The sequence below is a fragment of the Tateyamaria sp. 7Alg 36 genome, from assembly GCF_059882455.1.
This window is the reverse complement of the sequence record NZ_CM187613.1, coordinates 3,458,686-3,477,376: the sequence shown is the minus strand read 5'-3', so window position 1 is coordinate 3,477,376 and position 18,691 is coordinate 3,458,686. Positions and strand designations below refer to the sequence as shown.

At 62.1% G+C, this 18,691-nt stretch carries 21 protein-coding genes; 4 read left to right on the top strand and 17 right to left on the bottom strand.

The window, feature by feature from the left end; translation table 11 throughout:
- The first annotated feature begins 27 nt into the window (after positions 1-27).
- Complete coding sequence (locus AC6GQJ_RS16930; protein WP_500770388.1) at positions 28-1,575, top strand: Ppx/GppA family phosphatase; 1,548 nt, start codon at positions 28-30, stop codon at positions 1,573-1,575.
- On the opposite strand, the gene AC6GQJ_RS16925 is transcribed toward AC6GQJ_RS16930, so the two are convergent.
- The 7 genes from AC6GQJ_RS16925 to AC6GQJ_RS16895 are packed head-to-tail and all read right to left on the bottom strand — an operon-like array spanning position 1,572 to position 7,784.
- Positions 1,572-1,949, bottom strand: coding sequence for a hypothetical protein (locus AC6GQJ_RS16925; protein ID WP_500770386.1), 378 nt, complete (start codon positions 1,947-1,949; stop codon positions 1,572-1,574). The genes AC6GQJ_RS16930 and AC6GQJ_RS16925 overlap by 4 nt on opposite strands.
- Positions 1,946-2,959, bottom strand: a complete 1,014-nt coding sequence (locus tag AC6GQJ_RS16920; protein ID WP_500770384.1) for an endonuclease/exonuclease/phosphatase family protein — start codon at positions 2,957-2,959, stop codon at positions 1,946-1,948. Before AC6GQJ_RS16920 ends, AC6GQJ_RS16925 begins: the two co-directional genes overlap by 4 nt.
- Positions 2,959-3,639, bottom strand: coding sequence for a TerB family tellurite resistance protein (locus AC6GQJ_RS16915; RefSeq protein WP_500770382.1), 681 nt, complete (start codon positions 3,637-3,639; stop codon positions 2,959-2,961). The genes AC6GQJ_RS16920 and AC6GQJ_RS16915 overlap by 1 nt, the downstream gene beginning before the upstream one ends.
- 51 nt (positions 3,640-3,690) lie before the next feature.
- Positions 3,691-4,152, bottom strand: a complete 462-nt coding sequence (locus AC6GQJ_RS16910; protein ID WP_500770380.1) for a GNAT family N-acetyltransferase — start codon at positions 4,150-4,152, stop codon at positions 3,691-3,693.
- Positions 4,149-4,751: a VOC family protein gene (locus AC6GQJ_RS16905; RefSeq protein ID WP_500770378.1), complete on the bottom strand. Its 603-nt coding sequence runs from the start codon at positions 4,749-4,751 to the stop codon at positions 4,149-4,151. The genes AC6GQJ_RS16910 and AC6GQJ_RS16905 overlap by 4 nt, the downstream gene beginning before the upstream one ends.
- Before the next feature lie 5 nt (positions 4,752-4,756).
- Positions 4,757-6,886, bottom strand: coding sequence for a methylmalonyl-CoA mutase (gene scpA / locus AC6GQJ_RS16900; RefSeq protein ID WP_500770376.1), 2,130 nt, complete (start codon positions 6,884-6,886; stop codon positions 4,757-4,759).
- On the bottom strand, positions 6,849-7,784 hold the full coding sequence (locus tag AC6GQJ_RS16895; protein ID WP_500770374.1) for a hypothetical protein: 936 nt from the start codon (positions 7,782-7,784) through the stop codon (positions 6,849-6,851). The genes scpA and AC6GQJ_RS16895 overlap by 38 nt, the downstream gene beginning before the upstream one ends.
- 166 nt (positions 7,785-7,950) lie before the next feature.
- On the opposite strand from AC6GQJ_RS16895, the gene AC6GQJ_RS16890 reads away from it, so the two are divergent.
- Positions 7,951-8,406: a DUF4174 domain-containing protein gene (locus tag AC6GQJ_RS16890; protein ID WP_500770372.1), complete on the top strand. Its 456-nt coding sequence runs from the start codon at positions 7,951-7,953 to the stop codon at positions 8,404-8,406.
- Positions 8,407-8,437: 31 nt separating this feature from the next.
- Here AC6GQJ_RS16890 and AC6GQJ_RS16885 read toward each other — a convergent pair whose 3' ends face one another.
- The 9 genes from AC6GQJ_RS16885 to AC6GQJ_RS16845 form a co-directional block, all read right to left on the bottom strand.
- On the bottom strand, positions 8,438-10,483 hold the full coding sequence (locus AC6GQJ_RS16885) for an acetyl-CoA carboxylase biotin carboxylase subunit (RefSeq protein ID WP_500770370.1): 2,046 nt from the start codon (positions 10,481-10,483) through the stop codon (positions 8,438-8,440).
- Between the two features lie 102 nt (positions 10,484-10,585).
- Complete coding sequence (locus tag AC6GQJ_RS16880) at positions 10,586-10,792, bottom strand: hypothetical protein (RefSeq protein ID WP_500770368.1); 207 nt, start codon at positions 10,790-10,792, stop codon at positions 10,586-10,588.
- A gap of 406 nt (positions 10,793-11,198) precedes the next feature.
- On the bottom strand, positions 11,199-11,558 hold the full coding sequence (locus AC6GQJ_RS16875) for a hypothetical protein (RefSeq protein WP_500770366.1): 360 nt from the start codon (positions 11,556-11,558) through the stop codon (positions 11,199-11,201).
- Between the two features lie 57 nt (positions 11,559-11,615).
- Complete coding sequence (locus AC6GQJ_RS16870; protein ID WP_500770364.1) at positions 11,616-11,759, bottom strand: hypothetical protein; 144 nt, start codon at positions 11,757-11,759, stop codon at positions 11,616-11,618.
- A gap of 190 nt (positions 11,760-11,949) precedes the next feature.
- On the bottom strand, positions 11,950-12,348 hold the full coding sequence (locus tag AC6GQJ_RS16865; protein WP_500770362.1) for a DUF6497 family protein: 399 nt from the start codon (positions 12,346-12,348) through the stop codon (positions 11,950-11,952).
- A gap of 220 nt (positions 12,349-12,568) precedes the next feature.
- Positions 12,569-12,907: a hypothetical protein gene (locus AC6GQJ_RS16860; RefSeq protein ID WP_500770360.1), complete on the bottom strand. Its 339-nt coding sequence runs from the start codon at positions 12,905-12,907 to the stop codon at positions 12,569-12,571.
- 58 nt (positions 12,908-12,965) lie between these two features.
- Entirely contained in the window at positions 12,966-13,229 is a 264-nt protein-coding gene (locus tag AC6GQJ_RS16855) for a DUF7218 family protein (RefSeq protein ID WP_500770358.1), read from the bottom strand.
- A 78-nt stretch (positions 13,230-13,307) separates the two neighbouring features.
- Positions 13,308-13,604, bottom strand: a complete 297-nt coding sequence (locus tag AC6GQJ_RS16850) for a hypothetical protein (RefSeq protein WP_500770356.1) — start codon at positions 13,602-13,604, stop codon at positions 13,308-13,310.
- 39 nt (positions 13,605-13,643) lie between these two features.
- Complete coding sequence (locus AC6GQJ_RS16845) at positions 13,644-15,176, bottom strand: acyl-CoA carboxylase subunit beta (RefSeq protein ID WP_500770354.1); 1,533 nt, start codon at positions 15,174-15,176, stop codon at positions 13,644-13,646.
- 178 nt (positions 15,177-15,354) lie between these two features.
- Here AC6GQJ_RS16845 and AC6GQJ_RS16840 point away from each other — a divergent pair, with 178 nt between their 5' ends.
- Both AC6GQJ_RS16840 and AC6GQJ_RS16835 read left to right on the top strand, forming a co-directional pair.
- Complete coding sequence (locus AC6GQJ_RS16840; protein ID WP_500770352.1) at positions 15,355-16,572, top strand: multidrug effflux MFS transporter; 1,218 nt, start codon at positions 15,355-15,357, stop codon at positions 16,570-16,572.
- Positions 16,573-16,638: 66 nt separating this feature from the next.
- Positions 16,639-18,039 carry a helix-turn-helix domain-containing protein gene (locus AC6GQJ_RS16835; protein WP_500770349.1) on the top strand — a complete coding sequence of 467 codons (1,401 nt, stop codon included), beginning with the start codon at positions 16,639-16,641 and terminating at the stop codon, positions 18,037-18,039.
- Here AC6GQJ_RS16835 and AC6GQJ_RS16830 read toward each other — a convergent pair.
- Positions 18,036-18,614 carry a thermonuclease family protein gene (locus AC6GQJ_RS16830; protein ID WP_500770347.1) on the bottom strand — a complete coding sequence of 193 codons (579 nt, stop codon included), beginning with the start codon at positions 18,612-18,614 and terminating at the stop codon, positions 18,036-18,038. The genes AC6GQJ_RS16835 and AC6GQJ_RS16830 overlap by 4 nt on opposite strands.
- Positions 18,615-18,691 lie beyond the last annotated feature (77 nt).

The following is an 18,691-nucleotide window of genomic DNA, read 5'->3' as shown; positions in this document are numbered from 1 at the left end:
TAAAGACAACGGCACCACGGGGGCTCTATGAGCGCATCGGTCAAACCGCAAAACGACACAGGTCTGTTTGACCGCCCCCTTTTTGCAGATGCATCGGCCCGCGCCCTGTCGCGAGTGGGCGTTGTCGATGTGGGATCGAACTCGGTCCGGTTGGTGGTGTTTGACGGCGCGGCACGCTCGCCTGTCTATTTCTACAACGAAAAGATCATGTGCGCCCTTGGCGCGGGCCTGTCGGTCACGGGGCACCTGAACCCGACGGGCCGCGTGCGGGCGCTAAACGCGCTGCGCCGGTTCCAGCGGCTGGCCGAGGGCATGGGCCTTGCCGACCTGACCGTGGTCGCCACCGCCGCCGTGCGCGATGCCAGCGATGGCGCGGATTTCCGTGCGGATGTGCTGCGCGAAACCGGCCTGACCGTGCGCATCATCGACGGGCGCGAAGAGGCGCGGCTGTCGGCCCAAGGGGTGTTGCTGGGCTGGCCCGGATCCTACGGGCTGGTCTGCGATATTGGTGGGTCGTCCATGGAACTGGCCGAAATCTCGGGCGGGATCGTCGGGCGGCGCGAAACCTCCGACCTTGGCCCGCTCAAGCTGCAAACGATGAAAGGCGGCAAGAAGGCCCGCACTGCCTTTATCAAGGACACGATGGCCAAGCTGGAAAACGCCCTTGGCAGCCAGCGCGACCGCCTGTTCCTTGTGGGCGGGTCGTGGCGCGCCATTGCCAAGGTCGACATGCACCGGCGCGGCTATCCGCTTCAGGTGCTGCACGAATACCGCATGTCGCCCAAGGCGGTCCGCGCCACCGCCAAATACATCGCCGAACATGACGATCACGAGGCACTGCGCGCCGATTGCGGGATTTCGTCCACGCGTATGGCGCTGGTCCCGCTTGCCGCCGAGGTGCTGGTCCGGCTGGTCAAGACGTTCAAGCCCAAGGATATCGCCGTCTCAAGCTATGGCATCCGCGAAGGGATGCTGTACGAACAGATGCCCCAGAAACTGCGCGACCGCGATCCGCTGATCGAGGCGTGCTATTTCGCGGAATCCAAAGACGCCCGCATGCCCGGTTTCGGCAAATCCCTGTTCAAGTTTATCGAACCGCTGTTCAAATCCGCCCCGTTCGCGCGCAAGCGTCTGATCAAGGCCGCCTGCCTGCTGCACGACGTCAGCTGGCGCGCCCATCCCGATTACCGCGCCGAGGTCTGTTTTGATAACGCGACCCGCGCCAACTTGGGCGGGCTGAAACACTCCGAACGTATCTTCCTCGGGCTGGCGCTGCTGCACCGCTATACCAACAAGCGCGAAGGCACCCATTTCGAAGACCTCTATGATTTGATCGACTTCAAAATGCAGAACGACGCCGAAATCGTGGGCAAGGCGATGCGTTTCGGCGCGATGCTGTGGATGGAGAAAGACGCCAATATGGGTGAATTCCGCTGGTTCCCCAAAAAGCAATTGCTGGAACTGCACCTGTCACCCCGTGCCATTCCCTTGTTCGGTGAAGTGGCCGAGGCGCGGCTGAATTCCCTTGCCGCGTCGCTTCAGGCCGAGGTGAAGGTCAAGGAACGCCGCCGCTAGATCTCGATTTGCTCGCCCGCGTCGGGAACCGGTTTGGCGGGCGACGGTGCATCCGGTTTGCGGCGGATGATAATGTCGCCGTTCTCCAACATCTCGGGGGGCGCATAAACGCTCCAGTCCTCGACCTGCTCCAGCAGATCGCGCAAGGCAGGGCCCATTTGCGCGGTGAACGCGTCAAGCGCGGGGCCGAATTTCTGCGCCAGCCCTTCAAGCTCGTCCAGCGCCGGTTCCATGTCCTTCAGGAACCCGTCCAGCAGCATCTGCATGCCGCGTTCGATCAGGCTCAGCCCTTCGTCGGGCGCGCGGTCCTGCGCCACCACGGGCTGCGCCACGGCAAGAAAAACAAGGGTCAGGGCGGTTTTCATAGACGTCATATGGGGCCGTCCAGATCAATATCCAAGGTCACCGGAAAATGGTCCGACGCGGTCACCAGCGCATCGCGCAAGGCGGGGTTGGCCCAGCAGTCGGGATCGTCCAGCGGGTGCCAGATGCGCCAGCGTGCGCTGCGCGCCGCAAGGTCCGGCGACACCATGATATAGTCCAGAAGCGCCTGCAAATACCGCTTTTCCGGCCTGATCCAGAACCGCGCCGTGGTCGGCATCGCCCCAAGGCGGCGCTGCAGACCCAGCCGCGCATGGGGATCGAACAGGGCGCGGTCCTCGGTGCCCATAATAATCTCGACAGAGGAACGCCCGAACAGGTTTTCGTATTCATCCAGTCCGGGACCATCGTTCAGATCACCCATCAGCATCAGCGGCGTACCCGCATCCAGCAGCGCATCGATCCGGCCCCGCAGCCAGATGGCTTGGGCCAGTTGTTTGCGCCGGTTCGCGATCGAGATGCGCAAAACCTCGTCCCGCGAGGTGGCGCCATGCGGTGCCTTCGATTTCAGATGTGCGCCGATGATGCGAAAGGCAAAACCACCCTTGGTGCGCACGGCCAGTTCCAGCGGCGGCTTGGAAAAGCGCACCTTGTCCATGGTCGCATCCACATCCAGATCAATGGCAAATTCGCCATCAAAGGACGGCACATTTTCGTGCACCTGCGGATCATGCGCTACGTCCAGAACATCAGGATCATACAGCAGCGCGATTTCCTGCTGTGTGTCATTGGCAAACCCGATCACCGCCTTGCGCGCACGCAGCCCTGCATGGGCGGCAAAGCTTTCCAGCGCAGGCACGGCGCTGCGTTTGCGGCTGGTATCGGGGGCCTCGATGATCAGGACCGCATCCGCATCCATCGCGCCAAACACGGTGCCAAGGGCCGCGATCTGGGCCGCGCGGGAGATGTCATAGCGCGCCGACCAGCCATCATCGTTCAGCAATCCCCCCGCATCGTCAAACAGGCTGTTCATCCATTCGACATTGTAGGTGGCGATGCGCATCAGCTATGCGCGCTCTGGATGTCGTCCCATGCGCGGTTGATGTCGATCATCCGCTTTTCGGCCAGCCGCACGGCCTCTTCCGGCACGCCACGGGCCATCATAGCGTCAGGGTGGTTCTCGCGCACCAGCTTGCGCCAGACGGTGCGCGTATCCTCAAGCGGGGTATCGGGGCTGACCCCCAGCACCGAATAGGGGTCCGGCACCGCGTCGGGTACGAAACGCGCACGCAAGGCGCGGAATTCGGCGTCGGGAATGTCGAAAATCTGTGCGACCTGCTCAAGGAAAGCATCCTCGTTCGGGTGATAGAAACCGTCGGCCATGGCGATATGGAACAGCCCCTCCATCAGGTCGGTCAGGGTTTCGGGTTCGTCACGGAACATGGAATGGATGCGCGTCGCATAGTCCCTGAACCCCGCGACGTCCTGCCGCGCAAGGTTGAAGACCCGAGCAGCACCGGCCTCGTCCTCGGCGGCGATGTGGAACACGTCGCGAAAGGCGGTCACCTCGTCGCGGGTCACCTGCCCGTCCGCCTTGGCCATTTTCGCGCCCAGTGCGATCACCGCAATGGCAAAGGCCACGCTGCGTTCCGGCGGGGCGCGCAGGCGGTCAAAGACGGCTGTCAGCCCTTCCCCTGCGGACAGGGCGGCAAGCGCGTCGGATATGCGGGTCCAAAGTGACATGGGACCATTTTATAGGCCAAGGCGCGGCGCGATGTTAGGGCTATCCGCCCCTCATAACCGCTTTTGCATCAGGATAAGGTCCAGCCACTGCCCCGCCTTGCGCCCCACCTGCGGCAAATGCCCGACACGGTCAAAGCCAAGCGCGCTGTGAAAGGCGACCGCGTCCGGATTCGCGCCACTGATTCCGGCGACCATGATGTGATGGCCCGCCTCGCGTGCCTGCCGCTGCAATGCCTCAAGCAGCGCACGCCCCTGCCCCTGCCCGCGGGCGCGCGGATCAAGGTGGATCGTATGTTCGACCGTCGCGCCATAGCCCGGACCGCCGCGAAACGCGCCATAGGTGGCAAAGCCGCCCTGATCCGGCAGCAGCAACACAGGGCGCGCGTCGATCATCGCCTCGATCTCGGCCTGTGACTTGAGGTCGGTGGTAAAGGTGATGAGCGTGTCGGCAATCACCGTGTTCCACAGGGCCGCGATCCACGGGGCATCAGACGACTGCGCGGGACGGATCACAGGCTGCGCTCTCCGTGCGGGGTGTCAAAGACCGCGTTCATTGCGACAGGCCCCACCTCGACCGAAACGCGGGGATCGTTCAAGTGGCGCGTGACGGCCTGCAAGGCGGAATCGGGGTGGACCAGCGTCAGCCGCTTCAACACCGCGCCCGTGGGGGTAAGCCGCGCGGCGGGATGTACGCCCGCTGGCCATTCGATCAGCGCGGGCCACAGGTTGTCACAGGGCGTCGTGCCCGCCGCCGATACCGCCATGCGCCAACTGAGCGCGCCACGGCTAACCGCAACGGGCGCGCCAACGCCGTCGGGCATGTCGCGCAAGGCGGCGTCCATATCCGTGACCGCACAGGCCCAGTTCGACAGGCGCGCAGGCCCCGCGAACCGGTCAAGGTCGTACCAGCGCGGCCGCGCAGGCGGTGGTGCGTCGGGATCGGGCGCAATCGCTTCAAGATACAGCCCATCGCCCAAGCCCATCAGCGCGTTATGGGTGTGAAAGACACTATGCGCGCCCCCCGCCTGCATGGGCAGGCCAAGCGCCTCTTCCACAGCCGCCTGCGCCTCGGCCAGTGTCTGGCCGCCCACGACAAGGTGGTCAAACAGCACCCGCGTTACCCGCGTGCGCTGCGCAACAGCGTCAGGATGTCCTGCGCGGCGGCGGGAATGTTCGTCCCTGGCCCGAAGATCGCCTTGACCCCTGCGTCATAGAGGAACTGGTAATCCTGCTGCGGGATCACGCCGCCGCAGATCACGATGATGTCTTCGGCATCTGCATCCTTCAGCGCCTGAACAAGTTGCGGCGCGAGGGTCTTGTGCCCCGCCGCCTGACTGGAAATGCCGATCACGTGCACATCGTTGTCCACCGCGTCCTGCGCGGCTTCGGCGGGGGTCTGGAACAGCGGGCCAACATCCACGTCAAAACCGATATCGGCAAAGGCGGTCGCAATCACCTTAGCGCCGCGATCATGCCCGTCCTGCCCCATCTTCACCACCAGCATGCGCGGGCGGCGGCCTTCTTCCTCGGCAAAGGCATCCACCGATTTCTGGATCGCGGCAAAGCCTTCGTCGCCTTCATAGGCAGCACCATAGACGCCCGCCAAAGTCTTGACCTCGGCGCGGTGACGCCCGAACACTTTTTCCATCGCCATGCTGATCTCCCCTACCGTGGCGCGGGCGCGTGCCGCCTCGACCGCGAGTTCCAAAAGGTTGCCATCCGACGCCGCCCCTGCCCCAAGCGCATCTAGCGCGGCCTGACAGGCGGCTTCGTCACGGATGGCGCGGATTTTTTCCAGCCGCGCAATCTGGCTGTCGCGCACGGCGGCATTGTCGATATCCAGAATGTCGATCGGGTCTTCTTTATCGAGGCGATACTTATTCACGCCCACGATCACCTCGTCGCCCTTGTCTATCAGCGCCTGACGGGTGGCGGCGGCCTCTTCGATGCGCAGCTTGGGCATGCCAGAGGCAACGGCCTTGGTCATGCCGCCCATCTCTTCGACCTCTTCGATCAGCTTCCACGCGGCCTCGGCCAAATCATGGGTCAGCTTTTCGACATAATAACTACCCGCCAGCGGATCGACGACATTGGTCACGCCCGTTTCATTTTGCAGGATCAACTGGGTGTTGCGCGCGATGCGGGACGAAAACTGCGTCGGCAGGGCAATCGCCTCGTCAAAGGAGTTGGTGTGTAGCGACTGCGTGCCGCCCAGCACTGCCGCCATCGCCTCGTAAGCGGTGCGCACCACGTTGTTGTAGGGATCCTGTTCGGACAGGGACACGCCAGACGTCTGACAATGGGTGCGCAACATGGATGATTTCGGGTTCTTTGGTTCGAATTCCGACATGATGCGGTGCCACAGCAGGCGCGCGGCCCGCAGCTTGGACGCCTCCATGAAAAAGTTCATGCCAATGGCGAAAAAGAACGACAAACGCCCCGCGAACGCATCCACATCCATGCCGCGCGCAATGGCCGCGCGCACATATTCGCGCCCGTCAGCAAGGGTGAACGCCAGTTCCTGCACTAGGTTCGCGCCCGCTTCCTGCATGTGGTAGCCCGAGATCGAGATGCTGTTGAACTTGGGCATCTCCGCCGAAGTATAGGCGATGATATCCGCAATGATCCGCATGCTCGCCTCGGGCGGATAGATGTAGGTGTTGCGGACCATGAATTCCTTGAGGATGTCGTTCTGGATCGTGCCGGACAGCGCCTTACGGTCCACGCCCTGTTCCTCGCCCGCGACGATGAAACTGGCCAGAATGGGGATCACCGCCCCGTTCATGGTCATCGATACCGACACCTTGTCCAGCGGGATGCCGTCGAACAGGATTTTCATGTCCTCGACACTGTCGATGGCGACACCGGCCTTGCCCACATCGCCCTGCACACGTTCATGATCGCTGTCGTAACCGCGGTGCGTGGCCAGATCGAAGGCGACCGAGACACCCTGCTGGCCCGCCTCAAGCGCGCGACGGTAAAAGGCGTTGGATTCCTCGGCCGTGGAAAAGCCTGCATATTGCCGGATCGTCCATGGACGGCCCGCATACATCGTGGCCTTTACCCCCCGCGTGAACGGCGCCTCACCGGGGATAGAGCCGAGGTGATCGACGCCTTCAAGATCTTCTTGGGTATAAAGCGGAGCGACATCAATGCCTTCCAGCGTTTTCCACGTCAGATCCTCGACCGGTTTGCCTCGCAATTCGCCTTCAGCAAGGCTGCGCCACGCGTCTTTCTTCGATGTCATGTCCTTGTCCTTTTGTCATTGGGCCCATCGGCAGGGTTTGCCCCGCGCTTTTATGGTCCAGATCCTCTGTCAAAGTGGCCAACCCGTCCGCACCGGCGATCAGCCAGTGCATGTCGTCGGCATAGTTTTCGCGCAATTGCGCCCGCGTGGCGGCGTCAAACGGAGTCCAGCGCCCCGCGCCATCGGGCACCTGATCGGGGTCTTCGCCCCTGTCGGCAAGAATGGCGCGCAGGGTTGCCGCATCCGGCGCACGGTTCAGCCATTCGGGCGCGCCATCGCGCGGCGTGTCTAGTCCTGTGCATGCCGACACCACCGCATCCGCCCGCCCGATGGCCCGTTCGAACGGGATGACCACGATCCGCGCCTTCGGAGCGGCGCAGGCCACATCGACAATCACGTCCTGCCATGTACGCCGCGCCGCCGCGATATCGCGGCAGGCATCCGCATCCGGCACACAATGGCCCCGCGCCACGCCATAGCTGATCGCGGACCCCCAATAGGCATCCAGCCCGCGCACCGACAGCACCACCGTGTCAACCTGCCCGTCAAAGGCATGGACATAGCGCGACAGCCGCTGTCCGATATCGCGGTAAAGCCGTCGCGTGCGGATGTTCAGCCGGACCGAGCCCATCATATTCTCTTCGCTCACCAGCAGCGCGCTGGCCCCGTTGCGGGCGGCCTTGTCCATCTGCAACAGGATACGGCCCCGCGCGCGCCGTGCCGCGTGCAGATCAAGGTGGGGGGCGGGCTGGATTCCGGCAAACAACCCCTTGCGCGTACGCGCCGGCCCCCAATAGGCAAGCCCCGCATCCCGCAAGTCCCCCCGATGCCGATGCACATAGGATTGCAGGCTGGTGGTTCCGGTACGATGCGCGCCAATATGCAAAATAACTTTCATGTCCGCCCTTTTTGCTGCCCTATAGGGCGACGGGCGCATCGGACAGCGACGCGCCGTGACACAGGCTGGCACGCAAGGCCTTGAAGAGCGATTAAAGCTAAAAATGATGTGATGGGCCGTCGCAATCGGGTGAAAAGCCGCTACATAAGGGTCAACAGGAGAGCGCATGAAATACCTACGACCCATTGTTCTTGCAGTACTTTTAGGGGGCACCATGGCAGCGGCCCAAGCGGTGGAAGAACCCGAAACCTCGATCTTTCTGGACGATGACGTCGAGGATTTAACGCAATTTGTCTGGGAAAAACGCCCCATCGTCGTGTTCGCGGACAGTCCGGCAGACCCCAACTTTGGCCTCCAGATGGAATATCTGGAACTGCGGGCCGAAGAACTGGCCGAACGCGACGTGGTGGTTCTGACCGATACGGACCCGTCCGCGCAAAGCGCGCTGCGCACGAAACTGCGACCGCGCGGGTTCATGCTGGTGCTGATCGGCAAGGATGGCAGCGTCAAACTGCGCAAACCATACCCGTGGGACGTCCGCCAGTTGATGCGCAGCATCGACAAGATGCCGGTGCGGCAACGCGAAATCCGCGAGAACCGCAAAGAGGCCGAAGCAGACTGAGCATCGGCCCCCTTATGGTGGCGTGACCGGATCACTCGAATTCCAGAATGATCTCGTCAACGGCCAGACTGTCGCCCGCAGACGCGTTCACCTTGGACACGATGCCCTTCCGCTCGGCGCGCAGGATGTTTTCCATCTTCATCGCCTCGATGGTGCACAGGGCCTGACCTTCCTGCACCTCTTCGCCCGCTTCGACATGGACGTTCACGACCAGCCCCGGCATCGGGCAAAGCAATAGCTTGGACGTATCAGGCGCGACCTTGACCGGCATCAGGCGGGCCAGTTCGGCCTGACGCGGGCTGCGCACATGCACGATAAGGTCGGCACCGCGGGTGCGGATGCGGAACCCGCCCGACACTTTGCCAACCTTCAGAACCAGCGGCGCGCCATCCACGGTCATCACGGCCAGTTGGTCCCCCGGCGTCCACGGGCCAGACACCCGCAAATCCGCCCCGTCGGCAAAGCGTACATTGGCCCCGTCATGGTCCGCGTTGATGGTCACATCAAAGCTGTGATCCTGAAGCGCGACATTCCAGTCAGTGCCTACCTTGCGTTCGTGATTGTCCATCCGGCCCGACACGCGGGTGCGGCGGATTTCCGCAACGCGGTGCATCGCGGCACAGGCGGCGGCGACACGTTGCAACTCGGCCTCGGGCAGGGTCACGCCCTCGAACCCGTCGGGGTATTCATCGGCGATAAAGGCGGTCGTCATGGTCCCGTCGATAAAGATCGGGTGATCCATCACCGCGCTCAGGAACGGCAGGTTGTGCCCGATGCCTTCGACCTCGAAACTATCAAGGGCCACGCGCATTGCCTCGATCGCGCTGGCGCGGTCAGGGCCCCATGTGCACAGCTTGGCGATCATCGGGTCGTAATACATGCTGATCTCGCCGCCCTCGTAGACGCCGGTATCGTTGCGCACCGCCGTCTCGCCCGAGGGCGCTTCGCCCTGCCATTTGCCCGTCTCAAGCAACGGTCCCGCTGCAACTTCCTGTGGCGGGCGATAGCGGGTCAAACGCCCGATGGACGGCAGGAACCCGCGATAGGGATCTTCGGCATAAAGGCGGTTCTCGATGGCCCAGCCGTTCAGCTTTACGTCGTCTTGGGTGATGGACAGCTTCTCTCCGGCGGCGACGCGGATCATCTGCTCCACAAGGTCCACACCGGTGATCAGTTCCGTCACAGGGTGTTCCACCTGAAGGCGGGTGTTCATTTCGAGGAAATAGAAATTCTTGTCACCATCGACGATGAATTCCACCGTACCGGCACTGGCATAGCCCACCGCATGGGCCAGCGCGACGGCCTGTTCGCCCATCGCCTTGCGCGTCGCCTCGTCCAGAAACGGGCTGGGCGCTTCCTCGACCACTTTCTGGTTGCGGCGCTGGATCGAACATTCGCGCTCGCCCAGATAGATGCCGTTGCCATGGGCATCGCACAGCACCTGAATTTCGATGTGGCGCGGTTGGGTGACAAACTTCTCGATAAAGATACGGTCGTCGCCAAAGCTGTTGGCCGCCTCGTTCTTCGATGACTGGAACCCTTCGCGGGCCTCGTCATCGTTCCACGCGATGCGCATCCCCTTGCCGCCGCCCCCGGCAGACGCTTTTAGCATGACGGGATAGCCGACATCGTTCGAGATTTTGACAGCCTCGTCCGCATCCGCGATCAGGCCCATATAGCCGGGAACCGTGCTGACCCCCGCCTCTTGCGCGATCTTTTTGCTGGTTATCTTGTCGCCCATCTTTTCGATGGCCCCGACAGGTGGCCCGACAAAGGCGACACCGGCGGCATCCAGCGCCTCGGCAAACTTCGCGTTTTCTGAAAGGAAGCCGTATCCGGGATGCACCGCCTGCGCGCCCGACCCCTTAATCGCCTCCATCACCTTGTCGATGACGATGTAGGACTGGTTGGCCGGTGCGGGGCCGATATGCACCGCCTCGTCCGCCATCTGCACATGCAGCGCCTGCGCGTCCGCGTCCGAATAGATCGCAACGGTCGCGATCCCCATCTTGCGCGCCGTCTTGATAACACGGCAGGCGATTTCGCCACGGTTGGCGATCAACAGCTTTTCAAACATGGGGCCTCACTTGTTTGGGGATTAGAACGCAAAACACCGCCATGCAGCAAAGCATGACGGCGTCTTGTGTGAATATAACGGGGCGCTGAGCGCGATGTCAGATCAGCGGCATTTACCCGGGTTGAGTTCGCAATACAGCACGTTGGCACCAGCGCCAACTGCGGCCCCTGTAACAACGCTGCCAGAGGTGACAGCCGCTGCGCCAGCGCCGACGGCGCCACCGATGACAGCGCGGTCTGTAACCGTGTCACCACAGGCGGCAAGGCCAAGGGAGGCGACAACTGCGAGGGCAATTGGTTTAAGTGCCATGTGAATATTCCTTTGCTCGTTTTCTGTCTTGCTAAGCTAACGCGCAAAGAGGTCAATCGTTCCCTTACCCAAGGTCGCAAATGCGCGTGACGTTGCCGATGACGGCCTGCCATGGGCGCAATTCCCCCGTCAGGGACAATGCGGCGCGCAATGTGGGGTGGGGAAAAAAAGACGGGCAGCAGAGCGTCGAAAAACGACTGCTGCCCGCGAGGGGAAGGGGTACGGAAATAATACGTAGCGATGGGGTACTTCTGGGGATCCAGCGCTATGCCATCAGCGTTGCACAGGATGTCGCACCCCGCAAAGCCCGCCGTTCGGGGGTCGCGCAAATGGGCTGTCTTCCGCCAAAACCGCACAACCGACGGCAGAAATGCGCCGATCCGCGTGACGGTGATCGCCCCGTGCCTCATCTGCCCGTTCCCTTGTCGAACAGGTCGGGAAAGGAGGCGCGCGCCGCCGTTTCGTCAATTACCAGAAGTGCTTCGTAATCGGCGACATCAAACGGATCGGTGGCGGGGATGACCTCGCGCCCGAACAGCCACGATAAACGTCCCGCATCCAGATTACCGCGCTCGAACGGCTCGGTCCCGAAATGGTCCCACAGTGCCGCCATAAACGCCGCATCCGCCCGCTTGTCCGGTGGACGACGGTCGGGGAACCGCTCGCGACGGGTCAGCGGCGTTACCCCTTTGGGGTTCGGGCGGCGAATTGTGAATTGGAAGTCGGTGCCGGAGAGACGTCCGGGAAATCCGCGATGTTTCAGCATGGGCTGCCCCCCGCGGCGAGGGGTGTCAGGGCGGGCGTGACGGCCCGCCCTGCGAAATTATTTGTATTTGCCGGTGTAGACTGGCTCTTGGCTAACGGGCTCTGGATCAACGACAACGAACTCTTCTTCGTTGTTGCGGCCGCAAGCGGCTGCCAGAACCATGAGGCCAACCAGCCCGAATACTTTGATGCTCTTCGACATCTGTCTCTCCTGTAATCAACTTGTGAGCGTGCGACATCGCACGCCTTCTGCGAGGTAAGGACGTAATCGTAACGCCTTGGCTCGCATATACGTGATTTTGCGTGCAAAAGAAACGATATTGCAACGGCTTGAGCGGTATGTGGCCGCAATGCCGCAACGCGGTTTTCGGTGCCAGATATAGCGGTGAGCATCAAAAGCCCTCCCAAGTGCATGTGTTTTCCGCGACGCTGAACCCTTCGATAAACTGCGTCGCATCAGGGTCAAACGCGCCGAATGTGACGACTCGGTCCATCAAGGTCACCACGACGCGCTCCGGTGAAAGGGCGTGTTCGGCGACATAAGGCAAGGCCACAACCTCGCACAAATGGATAAAATCATCCTTGGCATCAAAGAAGGAGATGTCGCCGTTTTCGCGATCGATCCGCGGCGCCACAAAGCGGAAGCGCAGCCAGTCGCCTCCCCCCACCGCTTCGGCCAGAACCTCGTGCAATTCGACCGTCTGGCCGGATGGCAGAACCTTTTGCGCCATCGCGCCGCTTGCACAGATAAAGAGTATGACGCAGCCCCAGACCCCGCGGCGTTGCCGCACGCTGGCTCCTCCCTCTGGGGCTGCCGCGCGGGCGAACGAAACACCACCCGCGAACCTTTGGCGCATCTTGAGCATAATACGCGGTAACATCAAAGGACTTCTTTCTGTGATTTATCAGGGGCGCACTTAAGCGCGCTGTGCCGCGCCATCGGGGCGGGCAGGTTCTGGTCCGCGAGGGCGGATGCATAGGCAGCAATGAGTGGGTGCAATGGTCGCTGTGTCATCGCACACCTCCGGCATGTCTGATCCAGCGCGCGCGGTTCGTGGGGCTTTCGAGGACAGCAAGCGCCCGCGTATAAACAGCCTCCGGCACAGAGGACGCCACACGCCCACCGGCACTCACGGCCCAGCCTTCGGGTACAGGATCAAGCCGCACCACCGGAGAGAACCCGCGCAGGTTCTGCAAGGCACGCCACAGGTCTTGTCGGATCTGATGTGCAAGCCGCTGCGGGTCCACGCGGGGCAAAGTGGTCTGCACCGCGAATTCCAGCTTGGGCGGCAATTGGCGCGCCAAGGTCAGGCTGTCGCCATCGCGCAGGATATGCCAGCGCGCACTCATGTCCGCGACCCCTGACCGGCTGTCAGCACGCGCGCCATGCATAGGGTCGGGCCAGCCGCTAGTTGTTGCGCAGCGCCTCGATCAGCGCGTCCTTGTCCATGTCCGACCGCCCCTCGATCTCCAACTCCTGCGCGCGCTCGTAGAGTTCGTCCTTGGTCCATTCCTCGTAGGGGGGCGCCTTGCCGCCCTTCTTGGACGGCGATTGATCGTCCGAGGCTTGGGCGTTCGCAATCCGCGCCGCCTTCTCCTTGGACGCGCCATCCTTGCGCAGCGCCTCGTAGGTATCCTCGTCCTTGATGCTGGGTCTGTCGGTCTTGGCCATGGGTGTCTCCTTTGCCGGAAAACGCCGCCGCAGCGTCATTGGTTCCCGTCCACCCCGTTGGCAATGAATCGAGCCGCATCATCCGAAGAACCTGATCCCGCGGCAATGCGCGCTGGAAAACCCGTGCTGCACCGCCACTTTCGTCACGTCCTTGGCCACATACTTCCCTGTGTTCTCGACGCGGGGCCAGACCATGGCCACCACGATGCGGCTGTATTTCTGCCCCGCCAGTTCCGCCTGCAACGCGGGCAGGAAGGTCTTGCAGATCGTCTTGAGCCGGTTACCCGCGACGCGCTTGCCACGGCATTCCCGCTCCTGCTGCGCGGCGGCAGGCATGGCGAGGCACATGAACAGGATCAGCAGAAGACGGGACATCAAGGGCCTTTCAGGCAGAAAACCGGCGGATAGAGCGGATTACAGCGGGATATTGTCGTGTTTCTTCCACGGGTTTTGCAGCGATTTGCCACGGAGCGATGCAAAAGCGCGGCTAACCCGCCGACGGGTCGAACGCGGCAAGATCACCTCATCCACGAACCCTTTTTCCGCCGCGACAAACGGGTTCGCAAAACGGTCTTCGTAATCCTTGGTGTGGGCTGCGATCTTTTCGGGGTCGCCCAGATCGGCGCGGTGAATGATCTCGGTCGCGCCTTTTGCGCCCATCACCGCAATCTCGGCCGTGGGCCACGCATAGTTGAAATCGCCGCGCAGATGCTTGGACGCCATCACGTCATAGGCCCCGCCATAGGCCTTGCGAGTGATCACGGTCACCTTCGGCACCGTCGCCTCGCCATAGGCGAACAACAGCTTTGCACCGTGTTTGATCACCCCGCCATATTCCTGCCCCGTGCCGGGCAGGAAACCGGGCACGTCGACCAGCGTCAGGATCGGGATTTCGAACGCATCGCAGAACCGCACAAAGCGCGCGGCCTTGCGGCTGCTGTCAATGTCCAGACAACCTGCCAGCACCATGGGCTGGTTCGCCACCACACCAACGGTCTGCCCCTCAAGGCGGATAAAGCCGGTGATGATGTTCTTGGCGAACTCTTCCTGAATTTCGTAAAAGTCCGCCTCGTCCGCGACCTTGAGGATCAGCTCTTTCATGTCATAGGGGCTGTTCGGGTTCGCGGGGATCAACGTATCAAGCGATGTCTCGATCCGGCCCGGTTCGTCAAAGAATGGGCGCACCGGCGGTTTCTGCCGGTTGTTGAGCGGCAGGAAGTCCACCAAGCGGCGCACTTCGGCCAAGGCCTCTACATCATTCTCGAACGCGCCATCCGCAACGCTGGACTTGCGGGTATGGGTGCTTGCGCCGCCCAGTTCCTCGGCGGTGACGACTTCGTTCGTGACGGTCTTCACCACGTCGGGGCCGGTCACAAACATGTAAGAGGTGTCTTTGACCATAAAGATGAAATCGGTCATCGCGGGGGAATAGACCGCCCCGCCCGCACATGGCCCCATGATCAGGCTGATCTGCGGCACCACACCGCTGGCCATGATGTTGCGCTGGAACACCTCGGCATATCCAGCCAGCGACGCGACACCTTCCTGAATACGCGCCCCGCCGGAATCGTTGATCCCGATCAGCGGCGCACCGTTCTGCATCGCCATGTCCTGAATCTTGCAGATTTTCTGCGCGTGGGTTTCGGACAGCGATCCGCCGAACACGGTGAAGTCCTGCGAGAATACATAGACCATGCGCCCGTTGATGGTGCCCCATCCGGTGATCACCCCGTCGCCCGCAGGCTTCTGGTTCTGCATGCCGAAATCGGTACAGCGGTGGGTGACGAACATGTCGAACTCTTCGAAGGAGCCTTCGTCAAGCAGCAACTCGATCCGCTCGCGGGCGGTCAGCTTGCCACGGGCGTGCTGTGCCGCAACCCGCTTTTCGCCGCCCCCCAGACGCGCCTCGGCACGCCGCGCTTCCAATTCGGTCAGAATATCGTTCATGCTGTCCCCGCTGGTCATTTTGCGCAATCATAGAGCGGCGCCGCCCCTGCGGGAATAGCGATTTGGCATATTTGCAAACTCTATTCACCGGTCGTATTGCAAACTGCAAATCGGCAAATATTTGTCCAAACATAAAACTGTACTGGACAGTTTAGTTGCCCCGACTTACTTCCATCGCATGACAACCAAGCACAAGGTCCGCTTTCTGGACCGCTCGACCCCGCCACATCTTGCTACGCTGATCCTGCTCGCAGGGGTTTCGGCCATGGTCATGAACATGTTCCTGCCCAGCTTGCCGAATATGACCGCCTATTTCGACACGGATTACAGCGTTATGCAGCTTTCTGTTGCGCTTTATCTGGCCGTGTCTGCCGTGACGCAGACCATCATCGGGCCGGTGTCGGACAATCTGGGCCGCCGCAAGGTTCTGATGTGGGGGATTGGTCTGTTCATGGTGGCCACATTGGGCTGCATCTATGCGCCAAATGCCACGGTATTCCTTGTCTTCCGCATGTGTCAGGCGGTTGTCGCCGTCGCCATGGTTCTCAGCCGTGCGGTCATCCGTGACCTTTACGATCAGGATCACTCGGCCTCGATGATCGGCTATGTGACCATGGGTATGGCCGTTGTCCCCATGATCTCCCCCGGTTTGGGCGGCATTCTGGACGAGATGTTCGGCTGGAAATCCGTGTTCTGGTTCTTCTTCGCCACGGGCGGGTTGATGCTGTGGCTGGTCTATGCCGACCTTGGCGAAACGGCCAAGAAATCCTCCAAAAGCTTGATCGGCCAGTTCAAGGAATACCCCGAATTGCTGCGCTCGCCGCGCTTCTGGGGCTATTCGCTGGCGGCGGCATTCTGTTCGGGGTCGTTCTTTGCATATCTCGGCGGCGCGCCTTTTGTCGGCACCGTCGTCTTCGGCATGGGCCCGTCAGAGCTTGGCTTTTACTTCGGTGCACCTGCTATCGGCTATTTCCTCGGCAACTTCTTTTCAGGGCGCTTTGCCACGCGGATCGGCGTGAACAAGCTGGTCCTGTGGGGGTCCATCGCCAATGCGGTCGGCACCTTCCTGTCGCTGGGTATCTTCGTTGTGGGCCTCGGCTCGCCGCTCAGCTTTTTCGGGATGATGATGTTTGTCGGCTTGGGCAACGGCCTTGTGATCCCCAACGCCACGGCGGGCATGCTGTCGGTGCGCCCCCACCTTGCGGGCACCGCATCGGGCCTTGGCGGGGCGATCATGATCGGCGGCGGCGCGGGACTGTCCGCGCTGGCGGGCCTGTTGCTGACACCCGACACCGGCGCGTTCCCCCTGCTTATCCTCATGTGCACCACGGGCGTCTGCGCGCTGTTGGCCATCGGCAGCGTCTATCGCCGCGAACGGCGTATCGCCGCCCTCTGACACTTGCGCGCAGCGCTTTGCAAACCTAGCCTGTAGCCACTGCAAAGCTGCAAAGGCGGGATTCGCATGGCCAACCCCAAACTCTATGCTGGCGCGAAGCTGCGCGAGGTCCGCACACGTGTCGGCATGACCCAAAAGGATTTCGCCGCCAAGCTGGGCGTATCCCTGCCCTATCTGAATCAGATGGAGAATAACCGCCGCCCCGTCAGCACCGCCGTGGTCCTTAGCCTTGCGCAGGATTTCGGGCTGGACGTGACCGAACTCAGCGCGGGCGATGGCGAACGGCTTGTGTCCGACATGCGAGAGGCTTTGGCCGACCCGATCTTTGCCAAGGACATCCCGCCCCTTGCCGATCTGCGCCTTGCCGCATCTAACGCGCCGGCCTTGGCCCGCGCCTTTCTGGACCTGCACCGCAGCTACCGCGAAACCCATGAGCGGCTGGCCTCGCTGGACGAGGCACTAGGGCGCGAAGACGCCCGCGCCCGCCCAAGCGCGTGGGAGGAAGTGCGCGATTTCTTCCATTACTGTGACAACTATGTGGACGCCGTCGACCGCGCCGCCGAACATTTCGCCACCGCCCAAGGGCAGCACGGCAACATCCGTGTTGCCGCCGTTTCGGCGCTGGCCAATGCAGGCATTACGGTCGAATTTGCCGACACCGACACGCTGCGCCGCTATGATCACGACACACAAACGGTGCAAATTTCGACGCGAGCGGCGCCCCAGTCCCAGACCTTTCAACTGCTGCTGCAAGTCGCGCTGGTCCGGCAGAATGCGCTGCTGGAGGCGACGCTGGATTTCGCCCGCTTCCAGACCGACGAGGCGCGCGCCATCGCCAAGATCGGGCTGGCCAACTATTTCGCGGGGGCCGCATTGATGCCCTACTCCGCCTTCCTGAAGGCCGCGCAGACAACGCGCCACGATCTGGAGCAATTGGCCACAGGTTTCGGTGCCTCGATCGAACAGGTGTGCCACCGCCTGTCCACGCTGCAACGTCCCGGTGCCAAGGGGATACCGTTCTTTTTCGTCCGCGTGGATCAGGCAGGCACGATCACCAAACGCCACTCGGCCACGCGGCTGCAATTTGCGCGCTTTGGCGGGGCATGCCCGCTGTGGAACGTACACCGCGCCTTTGAAACACCGGGGCAGTTCCTGCGCCAACTGGCCGAAACGCCGGACGGGGTGCGCTATGTCAGTCTGGCGCGTGATGTGTCCAAAACCGGCGGGCGGTTCGGTGCGCCGGTGCGGCGCTATGCCATCGCGCTTGGGTGCGAGGTGAAACATGCGGGCCAGTTGGTGTTTGCCGACGGTCTGGATATCTCGCGCGATGCCAGTTTCGAACCCATCGGGATTTCCTGTCGCATTTGCGAGCGGAAGGAATGTCACCAGCGGTCGGTCCCCCCGCTTGAGCGGCAACTGTCCGTCGATCCGGACCGGCGCGGGGTGCTGCCCTACGCGCTGAACTAGCGTCTGGCCCGTCGCCACCCTGCGCGCACGGCCTCACTTTCGGAACAGAACCACCGCTCGCCGCGCTTTTCGTTGATGCCGGTCTGTTCGTAGAACTCCTGCCCCGGCACGTGGTAGATCTGACCGTTTTTCGAGATATTTCCCTTGATCCGGCAGCGCGGGTCAATCGGAATACGGCCCTTGGCGCGGGTCTTGCGGAATTGTGCGGGCGACTGGACGCGAAACCCGTGCAAGCCACGATCAGTGACGCTCGCGCCCTTTTCATCCAGATCGTAATCCATGCCATATTGGCGATAGGCAAAGGCCCAGCCATTGGCGACGATCTGTTGGCCCATGTCGCGCCCGTTCACCTGACAACGCGCAACGGTGCGGCCATATTTGTCGATATCGGTGGGCGCGCAACGGGCCTGCGCCCCTTCGAACGTTTGCGCCACCTGCGCGCTGGCCCATGCGCCACAGGCAAAGGGCACGCCGTGTTCTGTCTCGCACATCTGGTCCTGTTCGGGCGCGTCGATGGCATGCAGTCGCACGCGGGTGCCGCCCACGTCAATCGTATCGGCATCAATCACATGCACGCGCCCCGACACTTGCGCCGAGACCGGCAGCGCAAGTGACAGAAGAACAACTATCGAACAAATCCTTAACATTTCGT